This is a genomic window from Chryseobacterium sp. PTM-20240506, assembly GCF_048296755.1.
GTDB classification, from domain to species: domain Bacteria; phylum Bacteroidota; class Bacteroidia; order Flavobacteriales; family Weeksellaceae; genus Chryseobacterium; species Chryseobacterium proteolyticum.
This window is the reverse complement of the sequence record NZ_CP182581.1, coordinates 892,076-906,612: the sequence shown is the minus strand read 5'-3', so window position 1 is coordinate 906,612 and position 14,537 is coordinate 892,076. Positions and strand designations below refer to the sequence as shown.

General features: G+C 38.5%; 11 protein-coding genes. 5 read left to right on the top strand and 6 right to left on the bottom strand.

What is annotated here, in order from left to right; genetic code table 11:
• Position 1 precedes the first annotated feature (1 nt).
• Positions 2-553 carry a DUF6624 domain-containing protein gene (locus tag ACNFU2_RS03860; protein WP_418123795.1) on the top strand — a complete coding sequence of 184 codons (552 nt, stop codon included), beginning with the start codon at positions 2-4 and terminating at the stop codon, positions 551-553.
• A gap of 96 nt (positions 554-649) precedes the next feature.
• On the opposite strand, the gene ACNFU2_RS03855 is transcribed toward ACNFU2_RS03860, so the two are convergent.
• The 5 genes from ACNFU2_RS03855 to ACNFU2_RS03835 all read right to left on the bottom strand — a co-directional run bounded on the left by ACNFU2_RS03855 (position 650) and on the right by ACNFU2_RS03835 (position 8,499).
• Entirely contained in the window at positions 650-2,065 is a 1,416-nt protein-coding gene (locus ACNFU2_RS03855; RefSeq protein WP_418123793.1) for an efflux transporter outer membrane subunit, read from the bottom strand.
• A 2-nt stretch (positions 2,066-2,067) separates the two neighbouring features.
• Positions 2,068-5,220, bottom strand: coding sequence for an efflux RND transporter permease subunit (locus tag ACNFU2_RS03850; RefSeq protein ID WP_418123791.1), 3,153 nt, complete (start codon positions 5,218-5,220; stop codon positions 2,068-2,070).
• A gap of 40 nt (positions 5,221-5,260) precedes the next feature.
• Positions 5,261-6,382, bottom strand: coding sequence for an efflux RND transporter periplasmic adaptor subunit (locus ACNFU2_RS03845; RefSeq protein WP_306612339.1), 1,122 nt, complete (start codon positions 6,380-6,382; stop codon positions 5,261-5,263).
• A gap of 255 nt (positions 6,383-6,637) precedes the next feature.
• Positions 6,638-7,402: a LytR/AlgR family response regulator transcription factor gene (locus tag ACNFU2_RS03840; RefSeq protein ID WP_306612337.1), complete on the bottom strand. Its 765-nt coding sequence runs from the start codon at positions 7,400-7,402 to the stop codon at positions 6,638-6,640.
• The gene (locus ACNFU2_RS03835; RefSeq protein ID WP_273648035.1) at positions 7,399-8,499 is read right to left on the bottom strand and encodes a sensor histidine kinase; all 1,101 of its coding nucleotides are present in this window, start codon (positions 8,497-8,499) and stop codon (positions 7,399-7,401) included. The genes ACNFU2_RS03840 and ACNFU2_RS03835 overlap by 4 nt, the downstream gene beginning before the upstream one ends.
• 232 nt (positions 8,500-8,731) lie before the next feature.
• Between ACNFU2_RS03835 and ACNFU2_RS03830 the strand changes: the two genes are divergently transcribed.
• Both ACNFU2_RS03830 and ACNFU2_RS03825 read left to right on the top strand, forming a co-directional pair.
• Positions 8,732-9,580: a helix-turn-helix domain-containing protein gene (locus tag ACNFU2_RS03830; RefSeq protein ID WP_273648034.1), complete on the top strand. Its 849-nt coding sequence runs from the start codon at positions 8,732-8,734 to the stop codon at positions 9,578-9,580.
• Between the two features lie 77 nt (positions 9,581-9,657).
• Positions 9,658-10,875, top strand: coding sequence for an MFS transporter (locus ACNFU2_RS03825; RefSeq protein WP_418123788.1), 1,218 nt, complete (start codon positions 9,658-9,660; stop codon positions 10,873-10,875).
• Positions 10,876-10,953: 78 nt separating this feature from the next.
• Here ACNFU2_RS03825 and ACNFU2_RS03820 read toward each other — a convergent pair whose 3' ends face one another.
• Positions 10,954-11,877, bottom strand: coding sequence for a DUF3078 domain-containing protein (locus ACNFU2_RS03820; protein ID WP_172282699.1), 924 nt, complete (start codon positions 11,875-11,877; stop codon positions 10,954-10,956).
• Positions 11,878-12,171: 294 nt separating this feature from the next.
• Here ACNFU2_RS03820 and ACNFU2_RS03815 point away from each other — a divergent pair, with 294 nt between their 5' ends.
• Both ACNFU2_RS03815 and ACNFU2_RS03810 read left to right on the top strand, forming a co-directional pair.
• A complete protein-coding gene (locus ACNFU2_RS03815; RefSeq protein WP_418123785.1) occupies positions 12,172-13,584 on the top strand; it encodes a PLP-dependent aminotransferase family protein in 1,413 nt (470 codons plus the stop codon).
• 378 nt (positions 13,585-13,962) lie between these two features.
• Positions 13,963-14,307, top strand: a complete 345-nt coding sequence (locus ACNFU2_RS03810) for a mannan-binding lectin (RefSeq protein ID WP_172282703.1) — start codon at positions 13,963-13,965, stop codon at positions 14,305-14,307.
• The last annotated feature ends 230 nt before the right edge of the window (positions 14,308-14,537 follow it).

Below are 14,537 nucleotides of genomic sequence, written 5' to 3'. Positions count from 1 at the left end.
CATGAGACATAGTTGTTTTATCCTGTTATTAAATGTATTGCTTATTTCTTCCTGTAAAAAGAAAGATGATGAATACCGTATTATAAAATATCAGCTGGAAAAAGTATTGGTTGACGATCAAAAGTACAGGGCACCCGTATACAATCCACAAAAGCAAAATCCGATAGATCGAAATAATTTGATGATCGTTACAAAAATTATTGATAGTCTGGGTTGGTTGGGAAAGGATAAGATTGGAAAAGATGCTAATCTTGCTTTATTCGTTACGGTACAGCACGCGGGGAAATTATCTGTAATGGAAAAATATCTTCCCATAATGAAGGAAGCTGTTAAAAGAGGAAATGCTGAAAGGTCTCAGCTGGCTTACCTTATTGACAGGGTTGAGATTTTAAATAACAGGAAACAGATATATGGAACCCAATATTCTATAGATGACAAGGGCAAGGTTTTTTTTAAAGATATTGCAGATTCAAGCCACGTAAACGCAAGGAGAAAATCCATGAATTTAGGAACTATTGAAGAGTATATAAAGATGATTGATTCTGACCGGTAGATTATTGTTTGTAGCTTGTAAAAGGGATCAATTAAAAAAAATAAAAACTGCCTCATTTTACAAGGCAGTTTCACAAAAGTAATCGTATTTTGAGTATCAATTAACCCCTCCTCCTAAAGACCGGTAAAGGTCTACTTCTGCATTTAGCTTTTCCAGGATAATGTTTACATACTCAAGATCGTTCTGGAGCTTGTTATTCTGTGCAGTGATTACCTCCAGATAAGTTGCCATACCACTTTTATATAATTTAAGCGCATCATTGATTCCTTTGTCCAGAATAGCAGTTCTCTGTTCCAATAATGCGAGCCTTTCTGATGTTCCTTTAGATTTGGCCATTGCATCGGAAACCTCACTTACTGCTGTCATCATGGATTGCCGGAATGCTATCACCGCTTTTTCCTGTTCAATAACAGCTGTTTCATAAGCCGTTTTCAGCTGCCTTTTCTGTAACAAAGGCATGGCTAAGTTAGCAGCCAGGGTCTTGGTGATGGATCCCGGGAGATCAAACCATGTATTAAACTTATTCGAGTTGATTCCAATTTGTGGAGTAAGGCTTATGCTCGGATACATGGCGGCTTTGGAAAGACCTGTTTTAGCATTCAGGCTGATGACAGCCAGCTCTGCTGCTTTCAGGTCTGGACGTCTGCTTAAAAGCTGGGCGGGAACCCCTTCTGACAATGTATTTTCGGGGATCATATTTTTCATGGAGTTTCCCCTGTCGATTTTTCCAGGATATTCGCCACACAAAATACTTAAAGCATTTTCCTGTATTGAAATATTCTGCCTGGCCAAAGGAATAAGAAGTTCAGCTGTTTTCTTCTGGGCTTCAGATTGCTGAATTGCTAATGAATTGATCTGTCCTGCTGTATATTGCAGCTTCATCATTTTTAGGGTATTATCACTTAGCTCAATATTTTTTTCTGCTATTTTCAGCTGTTCATCAAGGCTGATCAGATTGTAGTAGGCCTGAGCTACCTGTACGATGATGCGTGTTTTAAGGGCATTTATATTTTCTTTTTGAGCAAAATAATCAGCTGCAGCGGATTCTTTCTGCATTTTGGTCTTTCCCCATATATCCACTTCCCACGACAACCTTAGCGTTGCGCTGAAATCATCAATATACTTGGTTCCGGTAAACTGTTCATTAAGGGAACCATTCAAGCTGTTTTTTGAAGCCCATGCCCTGTTGGCCCCTGCACTGAAATCTACAGTTGGCATAAGATTGTTTTTGGCCTGCTTGTAGGCGAGATCAAGCTGCTCCATATTTTTAAGCGCGGTATGGATCTCATTATTCTTCAGGAGAGCTTTGTCGATAAGGCTAATCAGCTGAGGATCCTTAAAAAATGTTTTCCAGGGAAGTATAACCGTATCTCCGGTTACTTTCGTGGACTCTTTATATGTTTGAGGGACATTAAGGTCCTGTCTCTTATATTCTTTTCCTACGGCGCAGGACAACAGGAGTATTGCTGCCAATCCCGATAAAAGGAAATTTTTTATATAAAATGTGTTCATTTTTATTGATTTAGTGATGAAACATTAGAAACATTAGGATTCTTTGCCGAAATCTTTTCATCGATATATTGAAAGAACATATATAATACTGGAATCACAAATACTCCCAGAACAACCCCGCTCAGCATTCCCATTGCCGCACTCACGCTGATGGATTTATTTCCTGAAGCCATTCCTCCGGAGGATAACATCAAAGGAATCATCCCCACAATAAATGCCAGTGAAGTCATAATAATAGGGCGTAATCTGGACTTCGCCCCTTCAAGAGCCGACTCGAGAAGAGACATTCCTGATTTTCTCCGCTGGACAGCGAATTCAACGATCAGAATGGCATTTTTGGCTAAAAGTCCTATCAGCATGATCAAGCCAACCTGTACATAAATATTGTTGTCGAATCCTATTGCTTTTATTCCAAGGAACGCTCCAACAATTCCTGTAGGAATGGAAAGCATTACAGCTAATGGAAGTATATAACTTTCGTATTGGGCAGCAAGGAGGAGATAAACAAACAATAGACAGAGACCGAAGATTGCAATAGTCTGATTTCCTGATGACTTTTCCTCTAAGCTCAATCCGGTCCATTCGTAACTATAATCAGATGGAAGTTTATCCAGTGTTTTTTCCAGGGATGTCATTAATGCACCGTTACTTACTCCCGGTTTTGGGGTCACGTTGATGTTTAATGAATTGTAAAGGTTATATCGTCCAACAGATTCAGGACCATATACTTTCTTTAAAGTGATCAAGGTGTTAGCCGGAACCATTTCACCTTTGTTGTTTTTCACGAAGATATCATTAAAGGCTTCCGCATCCATTCTGAAAACTCCATCCGCTTTAATATTTACCCGGTAGAATTTCCCGAATCTTGAAAAGTTTTGAGACTGGTCTCCTGAAAAATAAGTCTGTATACTTCCTAAAAGATTGGAAATGCTTACGCCCAGCTGTTTGGCTTTGTCTTCATCCACTTCCAGCTCCATTTGCGGATAATCTGCCCGGAACATGGTGTAGGCAAAAGCTACGTTTGGATTTTGCATCAGCTGTCCGATCAGCTCATCAGCTTTAGCCTTTAAAATCTGTGGGTCACGTCCCATGCGGTCCTGAAGTACAATTTCCGCATCGTTGGTCATACCATATCCCTCCACCGGTGGCATTCTGAATGTCATGACACTTCCCTCTTTGATACCTGAAAACTTCTCGTTAACAATGGCCATGATTTCATCAATATCCTGGGTTTCTCCTCTTTCTTTTTTAGGCTTCAATTTTACAAATCCCATAGCATAGGCCGGCCCTGAGCTATTACTCAATAAATTATAACCTGTGATAGATGTATTTTCCTGAATAGCATCCAGTTTTTTCAGCATGGCATTCATTTTATCAGATACCTCTGTTGTTTTCGTTAATCCTGTCCCTGGCGGCATACTTAAGGTATACATAAACAGTCCGTCGTCTTCCATAGGCACAAAACTTTTGGACGTAGAAGTCATCAGCCATGCGGCTCCCCCGATAATCCCTATGATCAGACCTCCGGCAATCCATTTTCTGTTGATCAGAAAGCGTACGCCTTTTACATATCTGCCCGTTAAATTATTAAAGCTGGCATTGAAAGCGGTCGCGAATCTTTTTCCAAACCCTTTCTTCTTACCATTTTCCTCATGGGAATGGTTATTTTTAAGAAAAACGGCACATAATGCAGGTGTTAATGTTAATGCATTCACTGCCGAAATAATAATTGCAATAGCCAGCGTATAGGCAAACTGTTTATAAAATAATCCTGCTGAACCCGACATGAATCCGATCGGAATAAATACGGCAGACATAACCAGGGTAATTGAAATAACAGCTCCGGTAATTTCATTCATGGCTTTGTGTGTTGCTTCCTTACCGGTAAGGCTGGTTCCTTCCATATTACTGTGTACCGCTTCTACGACAACGATTGCATCATCAACGACAATACCGATGGCCAGAACCAATGCAAAAAGTGTCAGTACATTAATCGTGAACCCTAGTACAAGAAGGAAAAAGAAGGTTCCGACAATCGCTACGGGAACCGCAATAGCAGGAATAATGGTAGACCTGAAATCCTGTAAGAAAATAAACACAACAATAAACACCAGAATAAATGCTTCTATCAATGTAGATTTTACCTGTCCCGTTGCTTCGTCCAATCTTTCTTTGGTGCTGATCACTTTGGAATATTTAATTCCGGGAGGAAAAGATTTAGAGAGCTGTTCAATGGATTTGTTGATTCCAATTTCAATTTCATTGGCATTGGATCCCGTAGTCTGCATGATAGCAACAGTCACGGCATTTTTACCATTTGAAAGATTATCCCCACTGTAAGAAATTGATCCGAATTCTACTCTTGCTACGTCTTTAAGGCGGATCAGTTTGGTTCCGTCATTTTTAACAACGATGTTTTCAAATTGTTCAGGTTTGTTTTTCTTTCCTTTGTACCGGATAACATATTCAAGGGAAGCATTGGATTCCTCACCCAGTTTACCGGGAGCAGATTCCAGACTGTGATCAGCTACAGCATTGGAAATATCAGCAGGTTCCAGTCCGTAAGATGACATTTTCTGCGGATTCAGCCAGATTCTCATTGAATAATCTTTAGCTCCGAAAACCTGAGCCTGCCCTACACCTTTTACCCTTTTTACCTGTGGAATAAGATTGATGTTGGCATAATTCTGTAAAAAGGTTTCATCATACTTTTTATTATCGTCAGTATAAATGTTAAACAGCATGATCATACTGTTTTGCTGCTTGGAGGTGGTTAATCCCATTCTCACAACTTCCTGAGGTAAAATAGGGGTTGCCTGCTGCACTCTGTTCTGTACATTTACGGCAGCCTGATCGGGATTAACTCCTTGTTTGAATATAATTGAAATGGAAAAAGTTCCGTCATTACTGGCATTTGACTTAATATATTGCATATCTTCCACTCCATTGATCTGCTCTTCTAAAGGTGTTACTACGGAGCGGATAACGGTTTCACTATTTCCTCCCGGATAAGATCCGGAAACCATAATGGTAGGCGGCGAAATATCCGGAAACCGGGTTACCGCAAGTTTGCTGAGGCCTATGATTCCCAATATTACAATAATAAGGGAAATTACAGTGGCCAATACCGGTCGGTCTATGATCTTTTTTAGCATGTCTTAATTTCTTTGGATGAGTACATTGTGTTTTTAGAATCTATTTTGAAGGGATGATTTTAGGGAGTACTGATGCTCCTTCGTTAAGGACATCAATCCTGTTGATGGCTATTTTATCTCCCGGCTGCACTCCTGATGAAACGAAATAATCAGAGATGGTTCCTCCTGAGATTTCAATTGGAGTCATAACAACTTTGTTCTGAGCATTCAGTTTGTAAACAAAAAATCTGTCCTGAATATCTTTTACAGCTGTTTTAGGTAATTTAATGACATCATCCACATACTGATGAATCTTTACCCGCGCTGTACCTCCTGCACGAAGAAGTTGATCAGGATTTTGAAATATTGCTTTCAGCTGCATACTTCCTGTCATCCGGTCAAAATTTCCACTGGCATTTTCCAACTTTCCTTTATATGGATAGGTAGAACCATCCGGAAGGATCAGTTCAACGTTTCCGGTTTGATCTTCGGAGGCCATTCTGGCTTTGGTATAGCGAAGGAAATCGGCTTCGTTCATTGCAAAATAAACATTCACTGTATGGATATCGGAAAGTGTGGTAAGCGGAGTGGCATCAGAAGGGGTAATCAGATTTCCGGTTCTGTTGACGATCCTGCCAATATATCCCGATACAGGAGCTTTTATATACGCAAATCCGGCATTGATCTTTGAAGAGCCTAATGCAGATTTAGCCTGTGCGACCTGAGCTGTTGCTGCTGCATAGCTTGCCTGAGCTGTTTTCAGCTGCATATCGGAAACCACATTTCCTTCCACCAATGGTTTTAGTTTTTCTACTTCAAGTCTGGCACTCGCCTGGTTGGCCAATGCTATTTTTAATGCAGCATCACTATTATTTACCTGTTCATTATAGACTGAAGGATTGATCCTGAAAAGCGTCTGCCCTTTTTGTACATATTGCCCTTCTTTTACGTATACCGTTTCCAGATAGCCTGTGACCTGGGCTTTGATATCCACATTATCCTGTCCTTCGATACTTCCCGGATATCCGGAAGAAATATCAGCATTTCCTGATTTCAGCTGTATAAAATCGGTAGGAAGTGCAGACATTTGCTCACCTGTTTCCTGGCTTTTTCCGGAGTTGCAGGACTGGAGAAAAACAGCTGCTGTCAATAGCAGTACGAAATAACCTTTTTTACAATTCATAATATACGATTTACTATTTGTTGACTACAAAATAATCGCAAAAAAAGGGCATTGATAGGGAGAATTTCAGTGAAACGTAATTATTCGGGGATGAAGCGTTTAATAGCTGAAATGAAAAGAAAAGGGTATAAAACGAGATTTTTCCTATTACTGAAATGATAAAGAGTATTACCCCGAACAAATGTTTGGGATAAAGAATTTTAAATTGTATGATAAAAAAAAGATTTCCACTATCGTAGAAATCATATAGGTGATCTAATAATCCATCCAGGACTTCAGTGCCGAAGCTTTTTCCCTGCTTACAATGACTTCAATATCCGGATGCCTGACCAGGTCGAGTTTTAGCTTTCCGTTAAAGTAATTGGAAATATGCTGTACGGAATCTATGTTGATGATAAACTGCCTGTTGGCTCTGAAAAACATTTTAGGATCCAGCTGTTTTTCCAGTTCCTCTAAGGTCTGGGGAACAATTTCTGTGTTTCCGTTTTTTACAACAGCCCTGCTGATGCCCAGTTCAGTAAAAAAATAGAGGATATCCTCCGAGAGCAGGGTTTTATAACCGTCTCTGTGGGCTAAAAGGAAACGCTTCCTGTAATCTTTGGGCTGGATGTAGTTCAGCAGTCCCTCTATAGCAGTTCCTACATATGGAATGGTTTCCATAAAGGTTTCATAATTCTTTAATGCGGTTTCAAGCTCCTCTTCCTCAACAGGTTTTAAAAGATAATCGATGCTGTTGTATTTAAATGCTTTTACTGCATATTCATCATAAGCGGTGGTGAAGATCACAGGACATTTAATTTCTGTCTGATTGAAAATTTCAAAACTTAAGCCGTCTGCCAGCTGGATATCCATCATGATGATATCAGGAGCCGGATTTTCTTCCAACCATTGTACTGCTGATGCTACGGAATCTTCTACAGATACAATTTCAGCATGGGGCCGCAATTTCAGCAATAACCTTTTTAGGCGGTCCGCATTAGGCTTTTCATCTTCTACGATTAAGATCTTATTGAGCTTCATAATAATGGTATTTTGGCAAGGAAATCTTTTTCTGTTTGAAGGATCAACGGCTTTTTATCTCCAAGCAATTCAAACCGGTTCATGATGTTTTTAATACCCACTTTGGAAGATTCGGCTTTATTGATGAGAGGGATCAAAGTGTTGCAGACAACAAGATTTTTGCTGGTTAATGTATAAATTTTTATTTGTAGAGGATTGGATCTGAGTGTTTGATTGTGCTTGATGGCATTTTCTACCAAAAACTGCAGAGTTAAAGGAGGGATCATCATATTCCTTAATTCCGGATTAATAGAGATCTCGAAATTGACTCCGTCACCGATTCTTTTTTTTATCAGGAAAATGTAAGAGTCTAAAAATTTCAATTCTTCGTCTAAAGAGATCACATCTTTTTTTGAATTAATAACAAGATAGCGGTAAACTTTAGAGAAATTTTCAGCGTACTCATAACCTAATTGCTGGTTTTCCAGAATAAGTTCCGATAAAACGCTTAGGTTATTAAAAATAAAATGAGGGTCTATCTGTAGTTTCAGAGCCTGTAGCTCTGCAGCCATTGCAGCCTGTTTGTGTTTAGAAGCCCTTAGCTTGTGCTGGGTTACTTCTATGGCAGATTTTTTCCAGTTTTCCAGTAAATAATCTCCTGTATTTACGGCACTGATGAGCAGGGAAATAATGATATTGGTAGCTACCCATTGCCCCAACAAGGTCATTTCTTTACGATAATCCATTTTGGCTATGTCGGGAGTATTGGAAAAAATATTAATGATAATGGCCACAAAAAGAATGCTTACGGCAATTTGCAGAATGCCTTGTATGCATAAGCGTTTTATTCCCCGGTTACTCCATGGAAGCAACTTATTAAGCTGGCTATCGATCAATATGCTTACCTCCGAAATAATAACTGAAAAAAGAAGCACCCACAGAAAATCACTGATCAGAAAATCCAACGGATCTTTAACATAGTCTTCCCATACCGGATCAAAAGGATCCATAAGATAAGAAAATAAATAAAATGAAATGATTGCCACAGCCCATATGACCAGGCGTTTTTTGGTGGCAGATAATAATTTTTTTTTCCTTATTTGGGTTTTTCTCATCATAGAGCAAGTAGGTTTTGGAACCATTAATTCTGTAAATATAAATATTGATTTTCTAAATGCGCATCTGTTTTTTGAGTCAAGCAGGAAAAATTTAAGATGAAATGTAAAATAAATGGTTTAAAACGAATGCCTCATATTACCATATATATCATATGAAAGAAAGTGTTGCTTTTATTAAAATATCAGGCAATATGATTACATTTACACGCTCTAACAGCCCAATGTTTCAGTGATGGCAAAATCGAACATTTTACTCCATACAAACGAACTCAACAGTACCGGTATAGAAATTTGTCCTATGGGTGAACTTGAAGAATCTGTACAGGCAGCTCACCGCGATGAACATTTTATGTTTGTTATTCAGCAGGAAGGATATTCTTCATTAGAACTGGATTTCCGTAAGGTTGAACTTCATGGAGCTGCAGTGTTATATGTTGCGCCCGGACAGGTTCACCGGTATATAAAAAATGAGCATTCTAAAGGCTGGTTGGTGTTTATAGAAACGGCACTGATTCCTAAAACTTATCTTGAGATTTTCACTACTTACCTCAATTCTAACCAGGCTGCAGAAGTTGAAAAGAATGACAGTCTGTTTTCGTTTATTCCGGTTTTTGATGCTGTATTGGCTCATAATGAAGTTTCTTTTCAAAATAATCTTATCAATTCATTTACGGATAGCCTGGCAGGTCTTATGGTAAGAGCGTTGGTCAGAAACAAGCATTCTGAAAAAGTCATTGGCGGACAGAAATATAAGACAGTATTGCTTTTTAAACAAATGATTCAATCGCATTACAGGGAATTGAAACAGGTAAAGGAATACGCAGTGAAACTTCATATCACCCCTCTGTATCTGAATGAGGTGGTAAAAGAAATCACAGGTTTTGCAGCCAGTCATTGGATACAGCAGGAAATTATCCTGGAGTCTCAGCGTCTTTTGTACTATACTGACATGGATATTAAGGAAATTGCTTTTGACCTTGGATATGATGATTATACTTATTTTTCGCGCTTTTTTAAAAAGAATACCGGTTATACAGCATCTGAATTCCGGAAAAGAAAACCATTATTTGTCCAATTATAGCCATTGAATAGCTATCGCTAATTGTATGTTGCCGATCTACTTTTGTACTCGAAAAATAACTAAAAAAACGATGCAATATGGCAATCAAAAGTACAACTATGGTAACTCCTAAGATTGGAGATACTCATCATCACAGCAACATACCTTTAAAAAAAGTTCTCGCTCCGATTGTAATTTCCGTATTTGCGGTATACCTTACAATTGGAATTACACTGGGTGCCTTACCGGCTCTGATTAAAAATGAACTGAAATTCGACTCCTTTATCGTGGGGGGTGTGATGGGGCTTCAGTTTTTAGCTACTTTATTAACAAGGGCTTATGCCGGTAAAATAACCGATACACTTGGGGCTAAAATCAGTAATCACAGAGGGATATTTATGGTTTTTGCAGCCGGGATCCTTTATATTGCAGGAAGTTCCTCTGTACATTTCCCAATTTTAGCATTAGGATTGCTGATTCTGTCAAGAATTATTCATGGTATTTCTGAAAGTATGATGGTAACGGGAGCGCTAACCTGGGGAATTGGACTGGTGGGAGCACACAATTCCGGCAAAGTAATGACCTGGAACGGAATTTCAATGTATGGAGGAATCGCTTTAGGAGCCCCGTTAAGTATATGGATGGGAAGCCAATTCGGTAGTGTTGTTCCTTTTACATTAATTCTGGTCCTTTCTGTAGTGAGCTGGTTATCAACAACCCGGCTGCCAACCCTTGAAGCGGATCCTACTCATATAAGAACTCCTTTTTATAAAGTGATTGCAAAAGTCTCCGATCAGGGATTGGCACTGGCTTTCTCTTCCATAGGATTTGCATGCATAGCTTCCTTTATCGCTTTGCTTTTCGCTGAGAAAAACTGGGAGCATGCTTCTCTTGCTTTTGTTTGTTTTGGTGGATTTTACATTCTTACCAGAATATTATTTGCCTCCCTTCCCGACAAGTACGGTGGTTATAAAGTAGCCTTAGGGTCTTTTGCTATTGAGATCATAGGGCAGCTATTGATAGGTTTTTCTCATTCGGGATGGATGGCAATCGTAGGCTGTGCACTTACGGGAATTGGTTTTTCCCTGGTATTTCCATCTTTGGGAGTACTTGCCATTAAAAAGGTAACTCCGCAAATGAGAGGAACAGCACTGGGAGCTTATTCAGCTTTTTTCGACCTTTCACTAGGCTTGGCTGGTCCGATAGCGGGGATTATTGCAGGCTGGCTGGGATATCAGTCTATTTATTTTTTTGGCGCGATCAGTGGGCTTCTGGCTATGCTGACTTTAATGGGCAGAAAAAGCGGACATCAATAATTTTCATTTTTCTCCATACTAAATAAAAAAGACTAACCATTCTTCGGTTAGTCTTTTTTATTTTTTCGATGAATAGTGCTACTTCTTCATCCAGGATTGATTGTCTTTTTTATCAGAACGTTTTTTCCCGTTATCAATATTATAGGCAAAACCAACTCCCAAAGTCTGTTTCAGCTGTGTTCTTCTGATCTGGTTGTGATCATATAAAAGATCCAGCGTTATGTTGGTTGAAATAAATTTGTTGATCTTCATATTTAAAATTCCGCTGTAAGACAGGACCAGTCTTTCAGGATGATCTAAATAATTGGAAAAGACAGACCCTGTATTCGTAAGGTTAATGTTTTCCATGATCTTTATTTTATAAATGGCTGTTCCAAGGAAACCGAACTGAAATAGTGAAGAATCTCCATCATTCTTTAAGCCGTAAGTTCCTGCATACTGGAGGTCTTTATCCAGTACAAAAGTTACTCTTGCATTTGCCGGACGTAATGTCATGGTGAAGTTATCATTTGGTCTATATGTAAAACCTGCCCCTACATTGAGGTATCCAGGAGCCATAAAGTTGGATATCTTTTTCGCATCAGGATTATTTCCATCCTCATAGCCCGGAGCAAATTGAGTTTGTAAACTTACACCACCGGATGCGTACCAATTTTTAGCGATCTCCCTCCCATAGTTACTTGAAAGATTAATTACATCCTGGGTCTTTCTTGTTCCTACGCCCTGGGTATTGTTTTGTCCGTATCCAAGGATAATAATATTTTCCCAAAGGTCTTTCCCTTTTTCATAGGTAAGGTTATAATTCACACCGGCAAGCCACCCCACGTTGTTTGCTCCACCACCTACCCAGTTCGAGAATGCCGCCTGGTTCAGCATTAATGTATTTTGACCTTGAATGCTCCATGCTTTTGTCGTATCAACAGCCGGAGCCTCTGTTTTTGCTTCTTGTGCTGCAGCAAAAATTCCCAAAGAAAGAGAAAGGGTTAATAAAATTTTTTTCATAATTTATAAGATTTGGTTGCAAAAATAGAAATATAAATTTTGTTAAAAAATATTAAAAAAATCTAAAATTACTTAAAATTAAGATTTTTTATAATACAATTTTAAAAAGTTATAGAACAATATTTTACAGATCATTCACTTTTGTATGAAATATATCGTATTAAGCGGTATTTCTGATAGAAATCATTTTTTTATTAATTAGTACAGTGCTTGTGACTCTTTATCTGCATGATAAATTATTAAACGGGGATTTAATTTCTTAATTTTGAAATACACAGAAATAATACCGATTGAATGAAAAAAGAAATCCTTTATCTGAAAATTGCCGGGATCATTGAGCAGCAGATTCTCAGTGGAACGTTAAGGCTTGGTGATAAATTGCCTTCTATACGGACCTTACAGAAAGTATATAATGTAAGCATCAATACCGTTCGGCAGGCATTTCTGGAATTAGAAAGTAAATCGTTGATAGAACCACGACCTAAATCCGGCTACTATGTAAGTAAAGCTTCACAAAGGAAATTTTCTCTTCCTTCTGTTATTATCCTGGAATCCCTGCAAAAAGAGCAGTACCCGGAACATCTTTTCCTTAAGACATTTGCTTCTTCGGAAAATACGGACATTACCCATTTTTCCCTCGGGCTGCCGGAAAAAAGCCTGCTGCCCATCGCCCAGCTTAATAAGAGCGTGACTACAGTTATGCGAAGCCTGGCAAATGGCGGGGCAACCTATGAATCTGTTCAGGGAAATCTCAATTTTAGAAGAACGGTTGCCAGATGGGCATTTATGCTGGAGGGTAAAGTTACAGAAGATGATGTGATAGCAACGTCCGGAGCGATGAACGGAATGTTTACCTGCCTGATGGCGGTTACCAAACCCGGAGATAAGGTTGCTGTAGAAAGTCCCGCTTACTTTGGTATTCTTAAAATGATAAATGCCATGGGACTTGAAGCTGTAGAAATCCCTTCAGACCCTTCTACAGGTTTAGATCTCGAAGCATTGAAAAAGGTTTTGCCTGTCATAAGTGCATGCTGTTTTGTGGTTAACTTCAATAATCCTTTAGGTACACTCATGCCTGACGATCATAAAAAGGAGCTTGTAAAAATGCTTACGGAATGGGATATTCCATTAGTTGAAAATGATATTTTCAGGAATGTGTATTATGGAGCCGAGAGGCCGAAACCCTGTAAAGCATTTGATGAAGCCGGTATTGTGATGTTGGTGAATTCCATATCCAAAACACTGGCACCGGGTTACAGGCTCGGATGGATTATCCCGGGCAAGTATAAGGATAAAATTATCCAGCAGAAGCTGATACAAACGCTTTCTACCCCTGCTTTGTATCAGGAAGCCATATCCCATTTTTTAGAAAACGGAAGGTATGATCATCATCTTCGTACATTCCGGAAAATAGTACAAAATAATTGTCTGAAGCTTCAGCAGGGCATTGAGGATTATTTTCCTGATAATACTAAAGTTTCCCAGCCGGAAGGTGGATTTATGGTATGGCTGGAACTTGATAAAAAAATTGATACTGTCAAACTGTTTGATATGGCCATCAGGCGGAATATTACTTTTGCTCCGGGAAGAATGTTTACCCAATACAATCAGTATAACAACTGTATGAGGCTTAATTTTGCGATGGAATGGACAGATAAAGTTAACTCCGATCTTAAGACGCTTGGGGAAATTGCCAGTAAATGGTAATCTGTGCCCTAATAAAAAACAGCAACTGTATCTGTACCTGTCGTACGAATTGCTCTAAATTTGTACCAACAAAACCAAATGATTGAAAAAATTGATGAGGCTATAAGTAATAATTATAGCTTCGTCTTTTTTTATGTCCTTTTCTCTTAAAAAAATTAACTTCTTTTGTTTTTTCTGTTATTTTCCATTGATCAATCTGATATATCTAATTTCGGAGAAATAATTTAAACCTATTAGCCCTTTATTGATGGGGGTTAACTCATTTTTTTTTAAAGCAGTAGGTATAAATACTGACCAAAAAAAATGGTGTTTTCTACTCTAGTGTTTGTTTTATTATAGTTGCACCTTTGGTATGTTAAAACATAAAAAACAAACACCATGTCAAAATTCAAAATCAACATCGTTGCAGGTCCGCTTTGGAGCAACGATCAGGCTCAGAAATTAGGAGGTCGTATTGCTGCGGCACATTTAGGAAAATTTACCGGACAATGGTCTACCATTGTTGAGGGGGAAATGAGTGTAATTGAAGTTGAGTACGATACGGTTCCTACAGGAAGCACAGAATATACATTGGATGTTCTGGCAGGTCCTATCTGGAGCAATGAAGATGCAAAAGAAATATGCCCTTCCATTTGTGCCTCTTACGGTGGTACCTGGAACGGACAATGGACAACAGTCGTTGAAGGTAAAATGAGCGTTTGCGGCTGTGTATTCAAATTTTAGTCAATAAAAAGTTTCAAACCTCCGGGATTTTTCCCGGAGGTTTTTTTATGGATCTGAAATACTTGCTGTATGTTTAAATAGAAAAAACTCCTCTGAAAGAATTATACCTATATTTGAAAATATATTAATAGTATGTATGCATAATATTAATATGTTATTTAAAATTGAATTAAAATATTAATAAAATTATAATGTATTACATAATATATTTTATTATATTTGCACTTCGA

Excerpts from the sequence above, each read along its gene's own strand:
- ACNFU2_RS03860 (WP_418123795.1), top strand. The coding sequence starts at position 2 with ATGAGACATAGTTGTTTTATCCTGTTATTAAATGTATTGCTTATTTCT.
- ACNFU2_RS03855 (WP_418123793.1), bottom strand. The coding sequence starts at position 2,065 with ATGAACACATTTTATATAAAAAATTTCCTTTTATCGGGATTGGCAGCA.
- ACNFU2_RS03850 (WP_418123791.1), bottom strand. The coding sequence starts at position 5,220 with ATGCTAAAAAAGATCATAGACCGACCGGTATTGGCCACTGTAATTTCC.
- ACNFU2_RS03845 (WP_306612339.1), bottom strand. The coding sequence starts at position 6,382 with ATGAATTGTAAAAAAGGTTATTTCGTACTGCTATTGACAGCAGCTGTT.
- ACNFU2_RS03840 (WP_306612337.1), bottom strand. The coding sequence starts at position 7,402 with ATGAAGCTCAATAAGATCTTAATCGTAGAAGATGAAAAGCCTAATGCG.
- ACNFU2_RS03835 (WP_273648035.1), bottom strand. The coding sequence starts at position 8,499 with ATGATGAGAAAAACCCAAATAAGGAAAAAAAAATTATTATCTGCCACC.
- ACNFU2_RS03830 (WP_273648034.1), top strand. The coding sequence starts at position 8,732 with ATGGCAAAATCGAACATTTTACTCCATACAAACGAACTCAACAGTACC.
- ACNFU2_RS03825 (WP_418123788.1), top strand. The coding sequence starts at position 9,658 with ATGGCAATCAAAAGTACAACTATGGTAACTCCTAAGATTGGAGATACT.
- ACNFU2_RS03820 (WP_172282699.1), bottom strand. The coding sequence starts at position 11,877 with ATGAAAAAAATTTTATTAACCCTTTCTCTTTCTTTGGGAATTTTTGCT.
- ACNFU2_RS03815 (WP_418123785.1), top strand. The coding sequence starts at position 12,172 with ATGAAAAAAGAAATCCTTTATCTGAAAATTGCCGGGATCATTGAGCAG.
- ACNFU2_RS03810 (WP_172282703.1), top strand. The coding sequence starts at position 13,963 with ATGTCAAAATTCAAAATCAACATCGTTGCAGGTCCGCTTTGGAGCAAC.